Here is a 23,201-nt window from a genome sequence, read left to right on the forward strand (position 1 = left end):
GGGAAATACATTGATTAAGCAAGTAATTAAAGAAATAATTCCTTAATAAGGGTGGGATGAGAAGTGGCTAGAAAAGGCGTGTTTAACTCTATCAAATGAAGTTATATGCGCTTATGGCAAATATTGTCATAGGCTGCTTTTATCGTTCTTCTTTTTGTGGTTTTATCTCTATTGTTTCTCCTTTGGCAGCTCGTGAGCGAACTTCACGTGGAGAGTAACCAAAAGATGATTTGCAGAAATGTGCAAAATGAGATAGGGTGTCAAATCCATAATGAGTACTAATTGCACCAATCTTTTGCTTTGTATTTTGCAGATCGTCTAAAATAGCTTTTCGTTTTTTACTTAGCATCCACTCGTACACTGGCTCTCCATACATGTTCTTAAAAAGACGGCGAAAAGTAGTAATGCTGTAGCCTCCTAAATGGGCAAATTCTTCTACGTTCTTTACCTTGTTATAGTTTTGCATGACGAAGTAGTGAAAATTTTCGGTATATCGGCTTATAGGGTAGAAGAATGCACTTAGCTGAGGGAGGGGATAGTAGCATGTTATGATATAAATGAGCTCTTGGCATTTGAGTTCAATGAACTTCCCACAGGGTTGATCTTCTAAGTAATCGAACATGTCTCGTAACAAAAATGTTAGGCGGGGAATTGTTCTGAGTGGAGTATAAGTTATAGGGGCTTCAGATTCTCCAATTATTTCTTGATAACGTTCTTCGCAAATAATAGGAAGTTGATTAAACCAATAAAGTAGGTATTCTACGTCAGTAAGGGCTAGAAGCTCTAATTTAGAGTTGATGGCCTGCAGAATAAATTCGCCTTCTCGAAGCGTGGTACCCGGATATTCTTCGCTATTGATCAGTAGTTGACCTTTTAGTATAAATAGCATGCAGTTTTGAGTACACTTGTCCTGTGGGAGATGGTGTCCTTTGCTAAAACTCTGACGGGCTAAGCTTTCGTCGGAGGCTTTGGGACACTTGGAGCAACTATCGAGCCTTTTACAAAGGTTTTCTTTTGTCATGAACTACAACAGGTTTTTCTAAATGAAGACAAAGATATATTTTTTGATGATATGGATTTACTTATTTAGCATATCTTTGCAAAAACAACCTAATACCAGAGATAATGAAAGCTTTTTTTGTAATACTGTTCATAATGACATCAATTGTTGGCATCTATGGGCAGAACTGGGATATTAATACGTTACATAGAATAAATAGTATCGATGGACGATTTGTGAGGAATTCTAGTAAAATACTTTCTAATACGACTCCTTACATTGTTGTGGGAATCCCTACTGGATTGGCTATTTATGCCGGGATAAACAAAAATGAGAAACTGTTTGAAGATGCATTTTATATTGGGAGTAGTGTTATTGGCGCTTTTGCAGTCACTTATGGTATGAAGTCTGTAGTCGGTAGAGAACGCCCCTTTGAGCATTATCCGGATAGAGTGGATGCGCAAGAAAGGCCAAGTGGCTCTTCTTTTCCTTCTGCTCATACTGCTTCTGCTTTTTCTCTTGCTACGGCTCTAAGTATTAAATACCCCAAATGGTATGTAATTGCACCATCAGCTGCTTGGGCGTGTTCTGTCGGTTTTGCGAGAATGAATGAAGGCGTTCACTATCCCTCAGACGTTTTTGCCGGAGCGCTTATCGGAACCGGATGCGCTGTGGCAAATGTGTATATAAACAGATGGCTCAAAAGTTGCCTGCTTCCTCAAAAACGAAAACAGACAACTTTGAATTACTAGTTGTGCTGAGCTTTCAGAAGATCTTCATATTCATTCGAATTGAGAATTTCAGTAGCTCTAACCACACTCTTATTTGTGCTATTAATTACTTGAAAATATTCGCTCATATTCCATAAATCGCGGGCAATCAGTGCTTTGAGCTGCACTTTTATGAGAGGCAATGATTTCTTATATTGAATTTCATCAAATTTGATTTTCTCTTTATCGGCCAAATCTGTCATCTCTTTCAATATATCATCACTTACTTCAAAACTTTTATTGAAAGCTTCAAATTTATTATATTTTGCTAATAACTGCTTTCGATTATTTTCAATAAACTTCATGGTTGTTTTCAGAATAACGCCCTTAGCTGCCAAATTTTGGTGGTAACTTGTATATAGGGTTGTGTCAATCGGCACAAAATAATCGGGCATAATACCTCCTCCTCCGTATATTGTACGCTGGAGTTTCTTTGTCTTGCATTGTAATGAATCAGGAAAATGGATGCTATCTGCGCTCGTCATCTCGCCATTGTTATAGCGGTTAATCAAATCTTCATTATAGGCCTCGAACTCTCCACCATTCTTTTCTGTTTCTGATTTATTGGTATTCATGTTATAGGGCTTCTGGATGCAACGTCCTGCTGGAGTATAATACCGAGCTATAGTAAGACGAATCATTGACCCATCGGGCAGATCGATAGGCCTTTGCACCAATCCTTTGCCGAATGAACGACGGCCCACAACAAGACCTCTATCCCAATCTTGCACTGCACCGGTAACAATTTCACTGGCTGAAGCTGAAAACTCATCTACAAGTACAATTAGGCGTCCATTACGGAAATCACCTGTGCCTTTGGCGAAAAATTCGCTTCTTTGTGAATTCCTTCCTTCCGTATATACGATAAGTTCTTTTTGTTCGAGAAACTCGTTGGCTAAGTCGATAGCTGCATTCAAGTATCCTCCACCGTTTCCTTGTAGGTCGAGTATAAGGTCTTTCATCCCTTTTTTCTGCAGCTCTTTCAATGATTTGTTAAATTCTTCGGCTGTGGTAGCACCGAATCGGTTGATGCGTATGTAACCAATCTTGGGCTGGATCATGTACGTGGCATCTAAGCTATAAATTGGGATTTTATCTCTTTTTACAGTAAACATTAGAGGCTCTTTAATTCCTCTTCTTACGATCGTTAGATTTACCTTTGAATCTTTTGGTCCTCTTAAGCGGCTCATGATCTCTTCTGTGCTCATCTTTACGCCCGCAATAGCAGTGTCGTTAACCGCAACAATTCTATCTCCTGCCAAAATACCGATTTTTTCCGACGGTCCGTTGCTTACGGGCTGGATAACAAATAGAGTGTCTTCACTCATGTTGAATTGTACTCCAATACCTTCAAAATTACCGACTAAAGGTTCATTCATTTTTTTAACTTCTTCAGCATCCGCATAAGTAGAATGAGGATCGAGCTGAGCCAGCATTTTGATAATAGCTTCTTCTACCAATTTGTTCTCATCGACCTTATCTACATATAGATTTGTGATGGCAAATTGAGCCATTTGAAGTTTGCGCGAAGCTTCGGTTCCGTAGTTTTGTCCTACGGCAGTAGAAGTCGTTAGACTGCTAAACGTAATGAATGCAAAGAGGATAGTTTTTATTAATGTTGGGCTTAATAACCCGCTTTTCTTTTCTTTCATATTTATTGTTTTATAATTCCATTCCTTCAGGGATGAATTGGCTGATATCTTTGTTGAAACTAAGAAGCTCGCGTACAATGGTAGAGCTAATGCAGGTTAGTTCGGGCTCAGTAAAGAGGAGAATGGTTTCAATGTCTGCCAGTTTGCGATTAACGTCGGCAATAGTTTCTTCGTATTCGAAATCTTTTACCGTACGAATACCACGAACGATGAACTTCGCATCTACTTGTTGTGCAAAGTCAATTGTCAAGCAGTCATAAGAGAGCACTTTAATGCGTGGCTCGTTCTTGTAGTACTTTCGAACCATGTCCACGCGCTTTTCTATGGGGAAATAAGTGTTTTTATTTTCATTAATACCTATTCCGATGACAATTTCATCCATGAAAGTGAGTGAACGGAGCACAACGGAGTGATGTCCGATGGTGAAAGGGTCGAATGTTCCCGGGAATATAGCTCTTTTCATGTTACGCAATATCTTCTTCTATAACCAGATTATCAATAATAAAGTTTTGCCTCTCCATGGTATTCTTACCCATGTAGAACTCAAGCAGTTCTTTTACTAAGTCATTTTTACGAAGCGAAACCTGTTCTAAGCGGATGTCTTTGCCAATAAAATGCCTGAACTCATCGGGAGAGATTTCTCCTAATCCTTTGAATCGAGTGATTTCTGGATTTGGTCCTAGTTCATCAATGGCTTTTATTCGCTCATCATCTGTATAACAATAGATTGTTTTCTTCTTATTTCTGACACGGAATAGAGGTGTTTGTAGGATGTACACATGCCCTTTTTTTATCAAGTCTGGAAAGAACTGAAGAAAAAAGGTGATTAGTAATAGCCGGATGTGCATTCCGTCTACGTCGGCATCGGTAGCAACAATCACTTTGTTGTAGCGAAGTGCTTCAATTCCGTCTTCTATGTTCAGAGCTGCCTGAAGCAGATTAAATTCTTCATTCTCATAAACGATTTTCTTTGTTAGCCCGTAAGAGTTAAGGGGCTTACCTCGTAAACTGAATACAGCTTGTGTATTCACATCCCGGCTTTTTGTGATTGAACCGCTGGCAGAATCACCCTCAGTGATAAAGATGCTCGATTCTTCAAGGTCTTTGCCTTTACTGTCATTCAGGTGAATTCGGCAGTCGCGCAACTTGCGGTTGTGCAAGTTTGCTTTTTTTGCTCGTTCCCGGGCTAGTTTCGTTACTCCGGCTATGGCCTTTCGTTCTTTTTCCGAATCCTGAATCTTTTGCAGCATGATATCGGACGTCTCGTGGTTGATGTGGAGGTAATTATCCAATTCTTTCTTCACGAAATCTCCGATAAACTTGCTAACGGACAGGCCATCAGGAGAAATATCTTTTGAACCAAGTTTTGTTTTTGTTTGCGATTCAAACACTGGTTCTTCCACTTTGATGCTTATGGCTGCCACGATGCCGCTACGAATATCGGCATAATCAAAGTTTTTAGAGAAGTACTCTTTGATGGTTTTACTCAACGCTTCACGGAAAGCAGTTAGGTGCGTTCCACCTTGTGTGGTGTGTTGTCCATTTACAAATGAATAATATTCCTCTCCGTATTGGTTGCTGTGAGTCAATACCAATTCTATATCATCGCCTTTTAAGTGGATGATGGGATAGAGTGGATCGGTCGTCATATTCTCATTCAGCAAGTCAACTAACCCGTTGCGTGAGTGAAAGCGCTTTCCGTTAAAAATGATGCTTAATCCTGAATTGAGAAATACGTAATTCTTTAGTAGTGGCTCAATGTATTCTCTTTGATATTGATAGTCTTTAAATATACTATTGTCAGGGATAAACTCGGTTAAAGTTCCATTATCCTCCTCGGTAGTTTCGATAGGAGATTCTTCGATAATATTTCCCTGATCATACTGTACGGCTTTCATTTCTCCTTCTCGGAAGCTGCATACTTTGAAATAGCTAGACAATGCATTCACGGCTTTGATACCCACTCCGTTCAAGCCGACTGACTTTTTGAATGCTTTAGAGTCATATTTTCCTCCGGTATTCATCTTAGAAGAAACATCGACTACTTTACCCAGCGGAATACCGCGGCCATGATCGCGAACAGTCACTTTCCCTTCAGTTACAGTGACTTCAATCGTTTTGCCGTAGCCCATCATATATTCGTCAATGGAATTGTCCATCGCCTCTTTGAGAAGGACGTAGATACCGTCATCCGAATGTGAGCCATCCCCTAATTTTCCGATATACATACCAGGGCGACGGCGGATGTGCTCTTTCCAATCGAGTGTCCTGATATTGTCTTCAGTATAAGAAACTTCTTGTTGCTTTTCTTTATAAATTTCTTCCATAAATAAATACTGTACTCTTTGGCTTTAGTTTTCTTGGGCCTTTTAATTGATCTTCTTCATGAATGCACGACGGCGCTTGTGCTGCTCTGTTTTAAAGTATTCCCATTGAGCTTGTACCTTTCCATTTAGCTCAAGTTCAGGGTTGCTTTCCGCAAAGATAAAACCTAATTTTTTATAAACAGGAATTAAGTCGGAAAATAACAGAGCATTAACGCCTTTATTCTGATATTCAGGTTTTACAGCAACCAACAGCAAATCTAACATTTTGGCTCTATGCTTCATAAACAGTGCTTTAAATAAATAGTACCATCCAAAAGGAAGCATTCTACCTTTCGCTTTCTGTAAGGCAACTGAAAGAGATGGCATCGATATTCCTACGCAAATAAGTTTGTCTTCTTGATCGGTAATCAGGGTTACCATACGCAGGTCGACGATTGGAAGATACATTTTTACGTATTGATTGATTTGTCCTTGTGAAAGGGGGGAGTATCCGTATAGTGGACTATAAGCTTCATTCATAAGCTCAAAGATAGCCTGCCCATATTCCTCGGATAATTTCTTTGCAGAAGTGTATTTTTTAATCTTCAGATTGTATTTTCGTTGAACTAAATCGGATATGCGCTGATGTTTTTCCGGCACTGACTCCGGTATGTATATTTTATATTCCATCCAGTCGGCATCTTTTACGTATCCAAGCTTCTCCATGTGTTGGGGGTAATAAGGATAATTATAGGTCGTTGCCATGGTGCTCAACTGATCGAATCCTTCAATAAGCATTCCTTCTGCATCAAAATCGGTAAAACCAAGTGGACCTTGTATCGCTTCCATCCCTCTTTCCTTCCCCCATTCTTCTACAGCTTTTAGCAATGCCGATGACACCTCTATGTCATCAATAAAATCTATCCAACCAAAGCGGACTTCTTTCTTATTCCAAACGCTATTTGCCTTCTTATTTATGATAGCGGCTACGCGTCCTGCTAACTGTCCGTCTTTATAGGCTAAAAAATAATCTGCCTCACAAAACTTGAATGCTGCGTTTTTTTTCTTGTTGAACGTGTTCAACATATCGTCATACAGATCGGGAACAGAAAAAGGATTTTTCTTGTAAAGTTCGTAATTGAGGCGAATAAACTTCTTTAGTTCGTTTTTATCTGATACTTTTTTTATGATTATAGCCATGATTGTATTTCTATTTGTGGGATAAAATTATAACTCTTTTTATTAAGCCATATAGATAAGTGCAGCAGTGTAGGCTACATAGCATAAAATAAGAATGCTTCCTTCTATTCTCGTGATGGTTCGTTTTGCGAAAAATAGGCCAAATAACCATAACAAGATGCCTGATGCGACAAGAGTCAATAAGTCTAAATTATTAATACCGCTTAAGTGGAGCGGTGTGATGGTGGCACTGCATCCCAATACAAAAAATATATTGAAGAGGTTACTGCCAATGACATTTCCAATCGCAATCTCGGGGTTCTTCTTCAGAGCCGCAACAATTGATGTGGCTAACTCGGGTAGGGAAGTTCCTCCCGCAACTAATGTTAATCCTATAACCGATTCGCTTACACCTAGTCCACGTGCAATACCGCTGGCTCCTTCGACAAACCATTGCCCGCCAAAAATAAGTGCGCAGAACCCACCAATGATATAGAGTGTCGATTTCAATATAGATATTTGCTTAACCTCTTCTTCGTTGCTAGTCTCCGTGTGATTGTTTGAAGCGATGGCAAACGTATATCCCAAGAAGATGATAAAAAAGCAAAGCATAATCAAACCGTCTGTTATGCTCAAGACGTTATCTTCACTTTTATTGAGGAAGACATCGTTGGCACATATCAATAAGATGATAGAAGAAAGAATGCATAGTGGTATTTCTTTACGAAGCGTGTTACGGGTAATTACGATTGGTGCAAATAGAGCTGTGCACCCTACTATCATTAGCGTATTGAATATATTGCTACCAATAACATTCCCTATGGCAATATTCGCACTGCCTTTCAGAGAAGAAGAGACACTCACTGCAAGTTCCGGAGCTGAAGTCCCAAAAGCCACAATAGTCAATCCGATGACGATAGAAGGTATCTTAAAACGTTTGGCAATGGAAGCTGCGCCGTCTGTCAAGCCGTTAGCTCCCAAGAGTATTAGGAGCAAGCCTCCAATGAGAAGTAGTATGTTCATAGATTCTTTTATAATTAGTGTGCAAATATAATGCTTACAAATCGAAATTTCTTCAATTTTGTTCGCCAAATGGGTATTCGGATGTTTATTTGCGACTAATGGGTTATCTTTTATCTGATAAAACTTGGGGAGGAAGTGTCACCGAAATTTAAGAGGTGGTCAGTTTTTTATGTGCTAAACTCAATGATTGGCTAAAGTTGGCTATCCCACTCTATCTCTGGATGTAATAAATGATAAAGTTAGGCCTAGACTTAGAGTCAACAGTAAATACACTTTTTTCATAATGTTTCTTTTTAATTAAATCTACATAAACATAATCTGTATACGTATGAACTTGCACCATAGCTCTTCCCATAAATGTTTGTTCCGTGATAGGATGATGCATGTCCCAAATCTGCGGATAGTTATCCTCATAATATATTCTCAATAATGAGGGATACCATATAGTATCCCTCATTACTAAATGAATTAGTCTATTCTAATGTTATAATCCTGCCTTTAGAGTATCTAATATGGGAGGCTGGATCTCGCTATTTTTTTAGATTTATATCTAAATGAATAATACAATTCAAGATGTATTTAGGAACTTTGATAGTAGCATCTATTTTACTTTCCGCAAGAAAAGTTTTCTTATTTGCAGCATACACTTCCTCAACACTTATACAATCTATGAAAACGGAATAGGGCTTAAGCAGCTTATCCAAATCCGAGTTTAATCGCGATTCAGCAAGTATTTTTTCTAACTCTCTATATTGCGTGATAGTACCTTTCATTCCGAATCTTTTCGTATATTGCTCCGTAACTTCAATTGCTAAATCGCCACTACTGAGCAGCATTAAAGACATATACCGCATCTTACTTAAATCAAACTCTTTCGACGATTCTTTCAAGATTAAACGCAAAGCTTCCATCTGTTGGCGATAGGTCATTTTATAATATGATGCTTTATGTTCTATCAGTTTTTCGCCTATGGCACTTGTATCGGATGAACAGGCAATAGGAGTCAAAGAACTTTTATAAAAATCATCATATTCAAGTTTCAGAGAAACCCTCCCGCTATTTTTATTTTCTATAAGAATACATGATAAACCGGAGGTATCTTTTCCTGCAACAAGGAAATACTCCTTTTTCCTGTATTCCAAAGAAAATGTTTCATATGGAATAGTTTTTGATACTACAATAGTATCTGCTTGTGCATTCCCAATAAAAGTCGCAGAGTTGGAACTTCTTGTCCTGTCACATGCAGATAATGAAAGTATAGAAAATAATATAATTTCAGTTTTCATTTTATTCTGATTTTAATGCCACACATATGTTGTTGTTGGATATATTTCATGAGCAGGTTCACGGCGATAAATAACATCCAAGTGCCCCGTAATTCCATGTCTGAAACCATTTGTCTGATAAATTACTCCATTCTTAATATTGTTGCTATTTGCTAACAAAGTAGGAGCACCCCAAATTTTAGAAAGATAACTTTCCATTTGTTTTGCATTAATAAAATAATATTTACCATCCCCTCCTTTATAAGCGCTAGCAACACCTTTCGGTATTTCAAAACCACCATAATTAAGAGCCCTGCTCAATCTCGCAGCACAAGTGTTTTGAAATTGTTCTGGGTTATTTTTAGCCCATTCTCCTAAAGGGCCGCCAATATATTCATAAAAAGATGCAGAAGATTCGTAATTTGTTTGACTCTTCTCATAAACGTCAAAAATCTTTTTTAGCTGCTTTTTGGTAAAATGGTTATGCATCATATCATTGAACATCATTGAGAATGCTCCCGTAATAGCTCCATTGGCAAATTTTCCACCGCCCAGTTCCGCCACAGTCCCGGAGATGACTGAATTTGCAGCTATCTTTCCGGCTTTGCTCCAATTTTGACCAACAGTCTCACCTCCTACAACAGATACCGCTCCGCCTAGAAAGCCATGCATCATGTTGCCACCACGTATGCCCTCTAGCCATGCCTGAGAAAAAGAATGCTTAAACAATCGTTCCAAAAATGGGCCTCCACCGGATGCAAATGACAGAAAACTGCCTACAGCTCCCCAAAAACCTCCGGTAAATGTTGACTTGGTCCTATATTACTTATGATTATATTCATCAAGTATATATTTATCAAGGCTTTTTATAAAACTGTCAAATTCATTATTCTTTGTGTATTCCATGCTTTGGAAAAAAATGCTTTTAGTCTTTTCATCTTCATAATATGTGTCTTTGTATGTGATTTTACTTACGAAATCTTTAGCCAAACTATCAATCTTTAAATATACTTTTAGATCATAACGGCTCAATTCAACGTATAAGGCAGCAGAATTATCGAATTTCTCAAATTCGATTTCCGGATATCCCCGAGAAATGCATTTATAAATAAATAGCTCTTTAAGCATCTCCCGATTCTTATCAGGTTCAACGCTATCTCTGGATGTAGTACATGATAAAGTTAGGCCTAGACTTAGAATCAACAGTAAATACACTTTTTTCATAATGTTTATTTTTGATGATATTTCCATCAATATAATCTCTATATATACATGCGAACTTGCCATAGTCCTTCCCATAAGTGTTTGTTCCATAATAGAGTGATACATGTCTTCATGTCCCAAATCTGTTAAGATCGTTATCCTCATAATATATTCTCATATAATAATCCTGCCTTTAGGGTATCTAATATGGGAGGCTGGATCTCGCTATTTTTTTAGATTTATATCTAAATCAATAGAACAATCCAAGATGTTTTTAGGAACTTTGATAGTAGTATCTATTTTATTTTCCGCAAGAAAACTTTTCTTATTTACATAATATGTTTTCTCAACACGTATACTATCTATGAAAACGGAATAGGGCTCAAGCAGCTTATCCAAATCCGATTTTAATCGCGATCCAGCAAGTATTTTTGCTAACTCTCTATATTCCGAGATAGCACCTTTCGTTCCGATTTTTTTCGTATATTGTTCCGTAACTTCAATTGCTAAATCACCACTATTGAGAAGCATTAAAGAAATATTCCGCATCTTACTTAAATCAAACTCTTTTGACGATTCTTTCAAGATTAAACGTAAAGCTTCCATCTGTTGCCGATAGGTTATTTTATAATAAGGTGCTTTATGTTCTATCTGTTTTTCGCCTATGGCACTTGTATCGGATGAACAGGCAATAGGAGTCAAAGAACTTTTATAAAAATCATCATATTCAAGAGTCAGAGAGATCTTCCCGCTATTTTTATTTTCTGAAAAAATACATGATAAACCGGAGGTGTCTTTTCCTGCAACAAGGAAATACTCCTTTTCCCTGTATTCCAAAGAAGATGTTACATTTGGAATCGTTTTTGATGCCACAATAGTATCTGCTTGTGCATTCGCAATAAAAGTCGCAGAGTTGGAACTTCTTGTCCTGTCACATGCAGATAATGAAAGCATAAAAAATAATACAATTTTCATTTTCATTTTATTCTGATTTTAATGCCACCAATATGTTGTTGTTTTATATATTGAATTTTCGACTTTTGTGAAACGATTATCATATCTAGATATAGTATCTACAGACCTAATGGTCTCATTATTAAGGTGTATTACAGGTTAACGGCGGCAATATATATAAAATATTTTATATAACAAATAACGTAATGAAAAAAACGTCTTCGTAAGATATTAATACGGTTCTTTCTCTCGTAAAGAGCCGTTGCCAATGGCACATGCTTCCGATAGAGTTTGCTCTCATAGATTATTATATCCTTCTTCATTCTTTAGAGAACAGTTCCTCTATCTATGGAAAGCAGCTATTGAGATATCATAACATCCCCATGTAATACGTAAAAACATCCCCATGTTGAGTATTATAACATGAGGGTGTTTTTATGAACAACATGGGGATGTTCTATATGTGGTTTATAGCCTATAACAATTGATCTCTTACTATATGCATTACCCAACTTCACTAGAATGAAGCCATCGCCTGCTATTATTACAGATGGAAAAAGGGCACTACTTTCATCGCGAAAGTGTGCCCTATATGTGTCGTGAGTTATTTTTAAGAGTAGAATTTATTTTTTTCTTGTAACGGTATAAAGTATATTGCCCTTTTTATCGATCATGCGCAAATCAAGCTCTGTTTTACTTGCTGAGCAGATAGAAAAGCCGGGTTCGGGACTGCAAAAGAGTGTTCCCTCTATTGGAGATACTTTGCGAGCCAGTGAACCGGCAGAGTTTACGACATAGTCTATGGAACTGCCTTTCATCCGGATGTGTTGGAAATTGTGGATATGACCGCAAACATACATGTCTACTTTATGCTTGCGCAAGATGGGATCGAGACGTGCTTGCATGTCTGCTCTTTCGGAATCATCTTTGGCTGTCTGGGCATAGATAGGATGATGTCCTGCAACAATTACCCAGTTTTCTTTGGCCACTGTCAACACAGAATCAATCCATGCCAATTGTTTCTTCATGTCTTGTTTGCAAGCGTCAGGATAGGTTTCGCTTTCGTTGCGGTATTTGTCTATCAACGGGGCAGTATCTATCCATACAATACGCATGGTAGTTCCTTTTTCGCTGAAGGTTTTGGTGTAGTATCGGGCAGGCATGTTCCAGCGACGACTAACGTTACTGTAATCGAGTACAGCTTGCGTGTTTCCGCGATATTCATGATTGCCCAGAACAGGATACCAATCTATCATCAATTCGGGATGGCTGTAGATGAGTTCGTAGTTGGTCATCCATAATGGATCGTTTACGCTACGTACTCCTTCAAAGTGATGAATATCTCCTGTTGCTAACACGAACTCCGGTCCTACCTCTTCGCCCATGGTTCCCATTAGTTCGGCTATGGGCTTTTGATCGTAATATCCGTTGCGGCCTAAATCGTTGGCAATGTAGAAATTAAATTTATGATCGAATATTGAGTAATCGGTTATTTGAGCCTTGGCTGTGGTAAATACCAGAACCAGAAGAAGTAGAATGAGGCTTCTTTGCTTCATATTTTAGTTTTATTTAGAAGTTAATTTTAAATCCGGCATTTACTTTTACGCCGTAATATTCCACCTGTGCAGTGCGATCTTTTGTTCCTTGATAGTAGCGTAACGGTTGATTGAGCAAATTGTTTGCCTCAGCGTAGAAGGTGTAATGTTTAGCAAAAGTATAGCTTGCATTTACGTCCATGTAGTTGACTGCATCATAGTAGCGGTCGTAGAATTTCTCTGTTCCCATCTCGTCGATGAACGAAGAGGCATGATTGTATGATAAGCGAACGTTCAGACCTTTGCGCTCATAGTAAAGTGATACATTGGCGGTATGCTCGGGAGATCCCGGTAGTCTTAATCCTTTTTCATTCTCGCGTCCCTCGAAGTTGAAGTCCTTTACGCGGGTATAGGTATAGGTGTAGTTACCATAGAACCCGAAACTCTTTAAAGCAGGGGCAATGAAGCCAAAGTCGCGTTGAAAACCTAGTTCCACTCCAAGTAAGTTGGCATTTCCTGCATTCTTCGGTTGAGAAAACTTGGTGTATGTCGTTCCGTTATACGCATAATCTTTCAGGGTTTGGTCTACGATGAAGTCGTTTATTCTTTTGTAGAATACACCTGCAGTGGCCAAACCAATACTCTTAAAGTAGTAATCGGCGCTTAAATCAAGATTGTAAGAGATGGTTGGTTTCAAATTAGGGTTACCCATTTCTATTTCGTTATCCTTATTCACATTTACATTAGGAACTAATGCAGAGTATTTAGGGCGTGAAATGGTGTTGGTAAATGAAGCACGAATCTTTAGATCTTCGCCCGCACTATATTTCATCAATAATGAAGGCAATACATTTAAATAACTATCTTTTGATTCAGGTGTTTTGGTTGTAACGTCTTCATTAGCATTATAATCACGTCCGGTATATTTTAACCGGGTATTTTCTAATCTAACTCCTGCCATGAGTGCCCATTTCTTTCCGATGTTTTGGTCGAAGCGGAAATAACCTGCTTCCACCGTTTCTTGTGCTTCATAGCTTGCGGCTATTTCTTCCTGATTTTGTTTTTTTTTGAAAAGAGAACTGTTATTCAGGTCGAGTCCGCCTACATACTCTTTGCTAATGAAGCTTCCTGCTTTATATTTATCTCCTGCCATGAATCCGCTACGATTTTGAACGACCGTATTATTCAGGCTGTTGCTGTTAAATCCATCTTTGTCTAGCGGAGTATATTCATAGAAATCTTTTACTTTATCTTTATTCTTGTCGACTACCTTTGCACCGAATTTGAGTTTATTGCTATATTTTCCTTTGGTCATAGGTAATTCAAAGTTCAAAGATAGTTTCAGATCTTTTTCTTGAATATCCTCTTGTTCTTCGGTTAGTTCTTTCAGGCTAAACTTGTCACTTAGTGTCGTGGTATATCCACTTTGAGGTGTATAGAAGGGCTTGCGCTCATCGCTTAGGTCTGGTGTGAATTTCTGTTTTTTCAGTACATAGTCTATATATCGTTCATTTGGCCTTTCTTCACTTGCTTTAGCATAAGATGCATTCCAGTCCATGCTTAATTTGCCGAACAGATGTTCACCGCCCAGTGTCAAGTCCACAGTGCGTTGACGTTCTAAACGTGCGTTTTTGTTATTAGGTGTGCCTGCTTTAGTCTGGATGCGTACGTCTGCCTGATTGGTGATTTCGTCTTTATTCAAATCTTTTAGTGTCATTCGATAGCGATTTTCCCAGTCGTTGCGGTTGTTGAATATACCTTTGAAGTAAAACTTGTGATTGGGGTTTACATCCCAATTCAATGCTGCAGAGTAACTTTGGCGTTCGCGAGTTACGTAATATTGACGAACTTGGTAGTCATTAAGATACAACTCTCCTGCGTCGGTTTTTTCCCATGCAAACTCGGTATTGTCCGATCCGGATGGAGCGTTTTGGTAGGATGTTGAAAGGATAATGCCCAGTTTGTCGTTAAAGAATTTGTTGCCGTAAGTCAGTCCCAAATTCAACTGTGCTTTATCACTTACCCAGTTCCAACCCGAACCTGCAGTTGCTGTAAGGATGCGTTTATAAGGTGAGTTTTTGGTTACAAGATTGATGGAACCGCCAATGGCATCGGCTTCCATATCTGGAGTAATCACTTTATTTACTTCAATTGTTTGTATCATGTCAGCTGGAATAAGATCTAACTGAACATTACGTGTGTCGCCTTCTGCTGAAGGAATGCGATTCCCATTGATAGTAACAGAACTTAGATCAGCTGATGTGCCGCGTACTTGCCCGAAGCGTGCTTCACCTTGGTCATACTGTACATTGATGCCTGAGATACGTTTGAGCGCATCACCTATATTTGAGTCGGGAAATTTACCGACCTGATCGGCCGAAACGATATTAGTGATACCAAGATTACTTTTTTGCACGTTGATAGCACGGTTTTGTCCTTGTAGTGAACCACCAACTACCACTTCTTGCAGCTGTATGCCCTCATTGAGTACCACGTCTTTTTCTAGTGTTTTTCCTTCAGGGATAGTAATACTCATTATTACGGGATCGTAACCAACATAGCTAACCTTTACAGTATATGTGCCCGGATTGAGGTTTGAAAAAGTGTAAAATCCGTTAATGTCGCTGGTTACTCCCGTGTGTAGTTTGTCGATATAGATAGAGGCTCCCGGCAAAAATTGCTTTGAACTATCTACGATGCGACCTCGAACGGTTCCCTGCTTGTTGGTGTTGACATTGACCTTTTCATCTGCAAAAGCAATGTTTGTCATGCTCGAAAATAAAAGAATGAGTGATACTAGTCTGACTATTCGTTTCATATTTTTATCTTGCGTTAATAATTTATGGCAAAAGTAGTCGCTTGGAGTTGCGACGGCTTTACAAATAAACTAACGTTGCATGACAAATATGATACGAATATGTTACAGCCTTATCCTTTCAAGCATTTTATTAGGATTTTCTTTTCATTGTTTAATGTGGTGGCAAACAGATATAGCTCTCCTCCATCGACTAGTTTGGTGCGTTTTCGCAACTCAGCCACTGATGCGGGAAAGTTACGTACGCTGATATTCGCTTTCTTTATCCCTTCCAAGGATTTCTTTATTTCATTCTTATTGAAAGAACAGGTATCTGTAATGCGGAAAATACGTCCGGGGAAGTCTGCAATGAGTTTGTCGGAAGTATAGAGATGACTGTTTGGATGGAGTTTCTTTATCTTATATATATAGGAGATACTTTTGAAAGCACCGGCTTTGAGTATGGAGGCGTTAGGTTCATATAGATAGTTTTCGAGTGTGTCCGTATACGTGCAAGCGGCTTCTTGTTCTTGTTCACGAGTAAAACAAAAGGATTGTTTTGTTTCGTTCGTGAGGTTTATACAGTAAATGGGCGTTTGTTGGTTCGGCTTTTCACTGAGGATTAAGAGCAATTCTTTGCATTCATTGTTTGCCGAAACAATATGTACCTCTTTCGTACTAGGCATATCACGCAAAGCCAAAGAAAGGTCGAGCATGGGAGAGAGTTTCACCATGACCGTTTGGCTTTTGCTCAGAAGTACTTTTTGTAGCTCGGTTACGTCGGGTGTACAATCAGCAATGGCAATCGTTTTTCCTCCCTGTCTATCTCGTCTTGCGGGATCAATAAAGAGACAATCCACCGGAACCATTTGGTGTAAATACTCTACTCCGTCACAGTTTTCTACTTTTATGTGATGAAGCTTTAAGGTCTGGAAGTTGTGTGCAGCCAACCGGCAAAGCTCTTCCTGTTGTTCCACATAAGTAACCTGTTCGAATCTGGATGATAAGAAGGCACAGTCAATGCCGAAACCTCCAGTCAAGTCAGCCAACGTATTTCCTTGTATGAGAGAAGCTTTGTATCTTGCAGTCATCTCCGACGAACACTGCTCCATCGAAAGATGTTTCGGATAGAGTATACCCTCTGTGGCATACCAAGTCGGGATTTTTTCTGCAGCAATCTGTAATCCCCATATTTGAGTAAGTGCCAAAGGCATATTTACGAGAGGGAATCTTGCTGCTTGTAAGGCCAATGAACGTACATCTTCATGCTGATGCTCTTGTATGAATTGTCTCGTCTCGTTATTCAATTCCATCCTAATTATTGTATCAATTTGTACTTTTGCTTTGCTACACTGCGGTTACATAAGTTGAAATGCCACCATTCTGTGGGAAGAGTGCGAAAGCCCGCTTTCTTCATGACTAGTCTCAGTAGCCGACGGTTTTCTTGTTCCTTTCGAGTCATCTTTCCGGTAGCTACTAATTGAGCTTCATTGGCAATGTGTGCTTCAACGCCAAGATGATCTACTTCTGTACCCATTGGCAGTGGATTGCCGAGAGAGTCGATAATGCTGATGTCTACCGCCACTCCATAATTGTGTAATCCTCCTCCGTTGGCAGGATTAGAGACATAGATATTGCGCGAAGTACCTTTAACCGCATCCCACATCTTTTGCTGGACAGACATTGGTCTTACAGCATCATAGATGATGAGGCTATATTTTGGGTGAATCTTTTTTAAAATTCGCTGAGCAGAGAGGAGGGCTTTTGCTGCATCCCGATGCAAGTAAGCTTCTTTCAGATCAGCATAAAGCACTTTTCCGGTGAAGTTGTCGGCTGATGCATACATCAGATGCACGGCAATGGAACTATCTACTTCGGCGATGTTGACCAATCCTATGGAATCAAAATAAAGAGCTGTTCGGCTTTTTGTCTTTTTTAGCTCTTTTTTGTGGATTATTTTTTTTGCTTCTTTCTTTGTAGCGGTATTAGAAGCTCCTGTTCCCCGGGGAGTACTTTTTTGACATGCTACCGTGAATAGAGCAATCAGTATGTATAAGAAACTGTTATTTTTCATAGAAAGAATGTTGTACCAGTTTACCTCACGTTTATATAACTTTCATTCAAAGTCTTAATTAGCTTTTAGCTTTCAACTATAAAAAGAGCCGTTACGAAATAAATCATAACGGCTCTTTGAAACTGCGGTGGGCCATCTAGGGCTTGAACCTAGGACCTCCAGATTATGAGTCTGTTGCTCTAACCAACTGAGCTAAAAGCCCGCATCTTTCCAATTCTCTTGAATTGTGGTGCAAAATTAATATATTCTGCTGAAATATGCAAGAGAAGTGAGAAGTAAGTTCCTATTTATGGCTCAAAAAATTATAGGTCTTCTCGGGTTTGCAAATTCCTATGATTACTTATCTATGCGGATAGGGATTTCTTTTTTGATGCTCTGTTCCAAAGAGATTAAAGTTTCGGTAGCTGTAACGCCTGGGATTTCCTGCATTCTATTATTCAGTAATTCCATCAGGTGTTCATTGTCACAGGCATAAACTTTGGTCAGCATGGTATAGGGGCCAGTAGTAAAATGACATTCAACTATTTCGGGGATTTTTTGCAGTTCGGCTACTACCGTCTTATACATAGAGCCCTTTTCTAGTTTGATTCCTATGTAAGTGCAAGTTCTGTATCCAAGCGATTTGGGGTTGACATGGTAACCCGAGCCAACAATTACGCCTAAATCGATGAGTCTTTGTACGCGTTGGTGAATGGCAGCCCTCGAAACGCCACATTCAGCAGCTACATCTTTAAAAGGAATACGGGCGTTCTGAGAAATTATTTCCAGAATCTGCCTGTCAAGGTTGTCTATTTTCTCCATAATAAATGAATTTTAATATCTGTTCTTATCAAATAGTAAGCAAATATAGATATTTATTTTTATTCTTATATGTAAAAGATAGAAAAAACGGTCTTCTACTATACATTTATTTATTTTGAATTCTAATTAACAAAAAAAATAGATGCAAAAAGGTTGTTTTTGCATCTATTTTATAAGTGAGATGTAAGTCTATCTCGTTATTTCTCAATACTCAATAGTTCAACTTCAAAGATCAATGCAGAGAAAGGTTTGATTTGTCCTGATTCTCTTGAGCCATAAGCCAATTCTTGAGGAATATAAATTTCCCATTTAGAACCTACAGGCATCATCGTTAATGCTTCTGTCCATCCTTTGATAACTTGGTTAGCACGGAAAGTTGTAGGTTCGTTGCGTTTGTAAGAGCTATCGAATTCTGTTCCGTCAATCAAAGTACCTTTATAGTTTACTTTCACTTTGCAAGTGTCAGCAGGAACAGCACCTGTTCCTTTAGTGATAACTTTGTATTGTAAGCCGCTTGGAGTTGTAACTACGCCTGCTTTTGTTTTGTTCGCAGCAAGGAATTTATCGCCGGCAGCTTTGTTATCAGCATATTTAGATTCCATTGCTTTAGCTTTAATCGCTTCCATTCTTGTTTGAGTGAACTGTTGAGCTTCCTCCATAGTCATCAAGCCTTTCTTTTGAAGTGTTCCGGCAACAAATCCTGCAAGGAAGTTATCTTTGCTGATTGTTTTAGTTGAGTCTGCGCCAAATAGTTCGTGGTTGATGCCTTTCACCATTTGGTTGCTAATCTGCTGGCCAATTTGTAGACCTGCAAGGTAAGCGATATCTTTTTTGCTTGTCTTGCCTACACCTTCGTTCAAACCTTTGATAAACTCGTCCATGTAAGCAGTGTCAACATCCATTCTGCCTACTAAATAATCTTTCAATCCTTGTGTTTGAGACATACCAAGTGAATAAGACAAAGAGTCTATATCCGTCTTAAGATTTGCTTTTGGGCTTTGAGCTGTACAAGAAGCAAGGCTAGCTGCTGCTGCAATTGCCATAAAAATACTTACTTTCTTCATTTTACTTTTAGTTTTTTGTTATAGTACTTGAATTAATTCAACTTCAAAAACGAGTGTGCTGTGAGGAGGGATCATTTCACCTGCTCCTTGTGCACCATAGCCTAGGTCTGAAGGAATGTATAGTTTCCATTTAGAGCCTTCGGGCATTAGTTGGAGCGCTTCAACCCAACCTGGGATTACTTGATTAACACCAAACACCGCAGGTTGACCACGTTTCACTGAACTGTCGAACAGTGTGCCATCAATTAATGTTCCTTCATAATGGCACTTAACCTGATCAGTTGCCTGAGCAAGTTTCCCTGTTCCTTCTGTGATTACTTCATATTGTAGACCGCTTGGAAGGGTCGTTACGTTGGCTCTTTTCTTATTTTCTTCAAGAAAAGCTTGACCTTGTTCCACGCTGGAAGCACTCATTTCTTCTTCTAGTTTGGCGAAATATTCATTGACTATTTCGCGAGCTTCGTTGTGGCTGATTGCTGTCTGGTTTCCTTCCAGAACATCCTTTATTGCTTGGGCGAAGTCTTCTACTGAGATGCTATTAGCACCCATTCCTAACAAATTTTGGCCTATTCCCAAGCCAATTGCATAGCTAAATTTATCCATAAATCTTTTTGTTGAAGGCTGAAAGCTTCAGTTTGACGTTTACTCTCAACCATTTGCAAATTAATGAAAGGCAAAAGTAAGTGTTTTATTTGAATGATTCTTCTTTTGAGTATTTAATTTTTCTTATTACACATAGTTTCTAAATGCCTCCTTTTATGCCTTTTTCATTTGAATGTAATATAGCCTCTTTTATGTGAACGTTGTTGGCAAATTCTTCCTACATTTGTTCTGTCAATGATCATATTGTAATTAATCAGGAGATTGTTATGAAAAACTTAGTTATACTATCTGGTGCGGGCATGAGTGCAGAGAGTGGTATTAGTACATTTAGGGATGCTGGTGGCTTGTGGGACAAATATCCCGTAGAGCAGGTTGCTACGCCCGAGGGATATCAGCGTAATCCGGAATTGGTGATTCGTTTTTATAATGAACGACGCAAGCAGTTATTAGAAGTAAAGCCAAATCTGGGACATGAGGTTTTGGCTGAATTGGAAAAATATTTTAATGTTATTGTCATTACACAAAATGTGGATAACTTGCATGAAAGAGCAGGGAGTAGTCATGTTGTTCATCTGCATGGAGAGCTAACAAAGGTTTGTTCCAGCTATGATCCAAATAATGGTGATTATGTTAAAGAACTTAAAGCAGAAGAGTATGAAGTGAAGATTGGTGATCTTGCCGGTGATGGTTCACAACTTCGTCCATTCATTGTCTGGTTTGGTGAAGCGGTTCCGGAGATAGAAACAGCAATGCGTTATGTGGAAAGTGCCGATATTTTTGTCATTATTGGTACTTCGATGAATGTGTATCCGGCTGCCGGATTGCTGAATTATGTTCCTCGTAGTTCGGAGGTTTACCTCATTGATCCCAAAGAGGTGCTGGTGAATAGCTCCCGTAGCATTCATGTCATTCAAAAAGGAGCTTCCGAAGGAATGACTGAGTTATTGTCCCGGCTTTGTAAATAGACGAAGTATAAACCATGCATGGTGGGTAGCGGTACTGATCAATCCATAGTGTTTTGTCATGATGCGAAATCTCTCTCTCAACGAGGCTTTCCTGTTTTGGGTAGTCATTCCCTCGTCCAGATAATCGATGAGGACAAGGTGAGTGTTGTGTAGCGCATGGGCCTTCTTCATCACCCGAATGCACCAGTCAAAATCGGCGGAAAAGCGGTACTGTAGATTGTATGCCTCTGAAAGAGTGCGTTTGGCGATGAATGCTTGATGACAAACAAGCATACCTTGCTTAAAGCTTTTCCAAGTAAGACTTTCGGGTGCAGCAAGGCGACGCATGCGAACGAAATGTCGATTACTGTCCACTAATGCTGTTTCACCGTATATGACATCTGGCTGCTGGGTACTGTTGGCCATGCTGTGTACAACCTGTTGCAGGGTGTCATCTTCGTGGAAACTATCTCCGGCATTTAAAAAACAGATGTAATCTCCCGTAGCGAGTGCCATCCCTTTATTCATTGCGTCGTACAATCCTTTGTCCGGTTCACTCACAAGCACATGGATATTCGTACGGTACTTGTCCACCAACGAAAGCGTATTGTCTTTTGAACCACCATCAATAAGGATGTATTCCACATGATGGTAAGTTTGTGAAATGACACTAAGTATCGTATCTTCCAATACTTTTCCGGCATTGTAGGTAACGGTAATAACGGAAAACTTGGGAGTGAGATGGTTATGCATATTTTCCTGTTATCTTGTTATATAAGTCAATATATCTTTTAGCAATGATACTCTCTGAATAATTAGCGACAGCCTTGCGACAGGCTTCTTCGGAGAGTGTTCCGTATTCCGATTCTGTCAGTGCCCAATGAATGCCGTTAGCAAAGTCGGCTGCTGATTTATATTGAGCCACATAGCCATTGTGCAGATGATCGATCATCTCCGGTATGCCTCCTACATTGAACCCTACGCAAGGAACGCCGCAAGCCATGGCCTCCATGATTGTATTTGGTAGGTTCTCTTCGAGAGAGGGAGTCACAAAAAGGTCGACTGCATTATAGATATCGACTAGCTCATGCTCATTGCTGACGAAGTTGAGCGGGTAGACATGGAAAGGCAGCAGTTGTTCTAATTGTGTCGATTGATTGCCAAAGACAACCACGCCTAATGTTTCTTTCAATTCCGGATACTTTGTTGCTAAGATGTTACACGATTCTATTAGATAGTCTATCCCTTTACGTTTATCGGTGGTCTTAACTGAACCAAATAGAATGAGTTTGCCATCCTGTGGTAGCATATATTTGTTGCGAGCTTCTTTCTTGTCATGGGGTTTAAACAGATTAGTGTTAATGGGGTTGGGAATGCTGATCACACGTTGTCCGTTTAACAAGGCACTCTTTTTGGCCTGCTCTTCCAGCCACTGACTGCAGGTAACAAATGAAATGGGTTTATTCTTGTAGAGTTTCTGCTTCTTGCGAAAGATGCGATACGACAAATCTTTTTTGCTTCCTCCTCCGTAGATGAACGGGCAATCATGACATTCTTGTTGGTAGTTGGTACATTCGCGTGCATGGTGACAAATGCCCGTACAAGGCCACATGTCGTGCATAGTCCACACCACCGGTTTGCCCGAATTTAGTATCTTTTGTATGTTGCGTAGTGAGAGCATTCCTTGATTGATCCAATGTAGATGGATGATGTCTGCTTCTTCAAATTCGGGCAAGGAAGTTATATCCGTACCTGTATTGGCTATATCGACGGCAAAGAGATTGTTCTTTTTGAACTGGTTAGACTTCCAAATAATGACACGCTCCCATACAAACTTCCATACATGAAGCCAACTACGCTCGAGCCCGACAACACTGATTTGATCAGTTTGCTTGTCGCGTACCAACAATTTTGCTTTGATTCCATTGTTGTTCAATGATTCCATCAAACGGCTGGCTGCAACGGCAGCGCCACCGATTCGTTCCGAAGTGTTTATTAATAGTACTTTCATAAACTGAATGTTTTGACAAAAGT

21 protein-coding genes and 1 tRNA gene are annotated in these 23,201 nt (G+C 39.3%); 2 read left to right on the forward strand and 20 right to left on the reverse strand.

Annotation, left to right across the window (positions count from 1 at the left end):
* Positions 1-139 precede the first annotated feature (139 nt).
* Positions 140-1,021 carry a helix-turn-helix transcriptional regulator gene (locus BQ5338_RS15340; protein WP_071147643.1) on the reverse strand — a complete coding sequence of 294 codons (882 nt, stop codon included), beginning with the start codon at positions 1,019-1,021 and terminating at the stop codon, positions 140-142.
* A 104-nt stretch (positions 1,022-1,125) separates the two neighbouring features.
* Between BQ5338_RS15340 and BQ5338_RS15345 the strand changes: the two genes are divergently transcribed.
* The gene (locus BQ5338_RS15345) at positions 1,126-1,752 is read left to right on the forward strand and encodes a phosphatase PAP2 family protein (RefSeq protein ID WP_071147644.1); all 627 of its coding nucleotides are present in this window, start codon (positions 1,126-1,128) and stop codon (positions 1,750-1,752) included.
* On the opposite strand, the gene BQ5338_RS15350 is transcribed toward BQ5338_RS15345, so the two are convergent.
* From BQ5338_RS15350 to BQ5338_RS15435, 17 genes are all read right to left on the reverse strand, one after another.
* Positions 1,749-3,422 carry a S41 family peptidase gene (locus BQ5338_RS15350; protein WP_139265271.1) on the reverse strand — a complete coding sequence of 558 codons (1,674 nt, stop codon included), beginning with the start codon at positions 3,420-3,422 and terminating at the stop codon, positions 1,749-1,751. The genes BQ5338_RS15345 and BQ5338_RS15350 overlap by 4 nt on opposite strands.
* 10 nt (positions 3,423-3,432) lie before the next feature.
* Complete coding sequence (gene coaD, locus BQ5338_RS15355) at positions 3,433-3,885, reverse strand: pantetheine-phosphate adenylyltransferase (RefSeq protein ID WP_071147645.1); 453 nt, start codon at positions 3,883-3,885, stop codon at positions 3,433-3,435.
* Position 3,886: 1 nt separating this feature from the next.
* Positions 3,887-5,749, reverse strand: a complete 1,863-nt coding sequence (locus tag BQ5338_RS15360) for a DNA topoisomerase IV subunit B (RefSeq protein ID WP_071147646.1) — start codon at positions 5,747-5,749, stop codon at positions 3,887-3,889.
* Between the two features lie 42 nt (positions 5,750-5,791).
* Entirely contained in the window at positions 5,792-6,928 is a 1,137-nt protein-coding gene (locus BQ5338_RS15365) for an N-acetyltransferase (protein ID WP_071147647.1), read from the reverse strand.
* A gap of 42 nt (positions 6,929-6,970) precedes the next feature.
* Positions 6,971-7,930: a calcium/sodium antiporter gene (locus BQ5338_RS15370; RefSeq protein ID WP_071147648.1), complete on the reverse strand. Its 960-nt coding sequence runs from the start codon at positions 7,928-7,930 to the stop codon at positions 6,971-6,973.
* 530 nt (positions 7,931-8,460) lie between these two features.
* Positions 8,461-9,216 carry a hypothetical protein gene (locus BQ5338_RS15380; RefSeq protein WP_071147650.1) on the reverse strand — a complete coding sequence of 252 codons (756 nt, stop codon included), beginning with the start codon at positions 9,214-9,216 and terminating at the stop codon, positions 8,461-8,463.
* Positions 9,217-9,228: 12 nt separating this feature from the next.
* Entirely contained in the window at positions 9,229-9,933 is a 705-nt protein-coding gene (locus BQ5338_RS15385) for a T6SS effector amidase Tae4 family protein (RefSeq protein ID WP_139265272.1), read from the reverse strand.
* 84 nt (positions 9,934-10,017) lie between these two features.
* Positions 10,018-10,509 carry a hypothetical protein gene (locus tag BQ5338_RS15390; protein WP_071147652.1) on the reverse strand — a complete coding sequence of 164 codons (492 nt, stop codon included), beginning with the start codon at positions 10,507-10,509 and terminating at the stop codon, positions 10,018-10,020.
* Between the two features lie 114 nt (positions 10,510-10,623).
* Entirely contained in the window at positions 10,624-11,379 is a 756-nt protein-coding gene (locus BQ5338_RS15395; RefSeq protein ID WP_071147653.1) for a hypothetical protein, read from the reverse strand.
* Between the two features lie 596 nt (positions 11,380-11,975).
* Positions 11,976-12,908, reverse strand: a complete 933-nt coding sequence (locus BQ5338_RS15400; protein ID WP_071147654.1) for a metallophosphoesterase — start codon at positions 12,906-12,908, stop codon at positions 11,976-11,978.
* Between the two features lie 13 nt (positions 12,909-12,921).
* Positions 12,922-15,705 carry a TonB-dependent receptor gene (locus BQ5338_RS15405; RefSeq protein WP_071147655.1) on the reverse strand — a complete coding sequence of 928 codons (2,784 nt, stop codon included), beginning with the start codon at positions 15,703-15,705 and terminating at the stop codon, positions 12,922-12,924.
* Between the two features lie 110 nt (positions 15,706-15,815).
* Entirely contained in the window at positions 15,816-16,994 is a 1,179-nt protein-coding gene (locus BQ5338_RS15410; RefSeq protein ID WP_071147656.1) for a THUMP-like domain-containing protein, read from the reverse strand.
* Positions 16,995-16,999: 5 nt separating this feature from the next.
* Positions 17,000-17,755 (reverse strand): M15 family metallopeptidase, encoded by a 756-nt coding sequence (locus tag BQ5338_RS15415; protein ID WP_071147657.1) that lies wholly within the window; start codon positions 17,753-17,755, stop codon positions 17,000-17,002.
* Between the two features lie 128 nt (positions 17,756-17,883).
* A tRNA-Ile gene (locus tag BQ5338_RS15420) sits at positions 17,884-17,957 on the reverse strand.
* A 134-nt stretch (positions 17,958-18,091) separates the two neighbouring features.
* Positions 18,092-18,556, reverse strand: coding sequence for an Lrp/AsnC family transcriptional regulator (locus BQ5338_RS15425; RefSeq protein ID WP_071147658.1), 465 nt, complete (start codon positions 18,554-18,556; stop codon positions 18,092-18,094).
* A 197-nt stretch (positions 18,557-18,753) separates the two neighbouring features.
* Complete coding sequence (locus BQ5338_RS15430) at positions 18,754-19,620, reverse strand: BamJ family beta-barrel-assembly machinery protein (RefSeq protein WP_071147659.1); 867 nt, start codon at positions 19,618-19,620, stop codon at positions 18,754-18,756.
* Between the two features lie 18 nt (positions 19,621-19,638).
* Positions 19,639-20,223: a BamJ family beta-barrel-assembly machinery protein gene (locus BQ5338_RS15435; protein ID WP_071147660.1), complete on the reverse strand. Its 585-nt coding sequence runs from the start codon at positions 20,221-20,223 to the stop codon at positions 19,639-19,641.
* A 266-nt stretch (positions 20,224-20,489) separates the two neighbouring features.
* Here BQ5338_RS15435 and BQ5338_RS15440 point away from each other — a divergent pair, with 266 nt between their 5' ends.
* Positions 20,490-21,188, forward strand: a complete 699-nt coding sequence (locus BQ5338_RS15440) for an SIR2 family NAD-dependent protein deacylase (protein ID WP_071147937.1) — start codon at positions 20,490-20,492, stop codon at positions 21,186-21,188.
* On the opposite strand, the gene BQ5338_RS15445 is transcribed toward BQ5338_RS15440, so the two are convergent.
* Positions 21,165-21,920, reverse strand: a complete 756-nt coding sequence (locus tag BQ5338_RS15445; protein WP_071147661.1) for a glycosyltransferase family 2 protein — start codon at positions 21,918-21,920, stop codon at positions 21,165-21,167. The two genes, BQ5338_RS15440 and BQ5338_RS15445, sit on opposite strands and share 24 nt — an antisense overlap.
* Positions 21,913-23,178: a glycosyltransferase family 4 protein gene (locus BQ5338_RS15450; protein WP_071147662.1), complete on the reverse strand. Its 1,266-nt coding sequence runs from the start codon at positions 23,176-23,178 to the stop codon at positions 21,913-21,915. The genes BQ5338_RS15445 and BQ5338_RS15450 overlap by 8 nt, the downstream gene beginning before the upstream one ends.
* Between the last annotated feature and the right edge of the window lie 23 nt (positions 23,179-23,201).

It is taken from the genome of Bacteroides ihuae (assembly GCF_900104585.1).
Classification (GTDB): Bacteria; Bacteroidota; Bacteroidia; order Bacteroidales; family Bacteroidaceae; genus Bacteroides; species Bacteroides ihuae.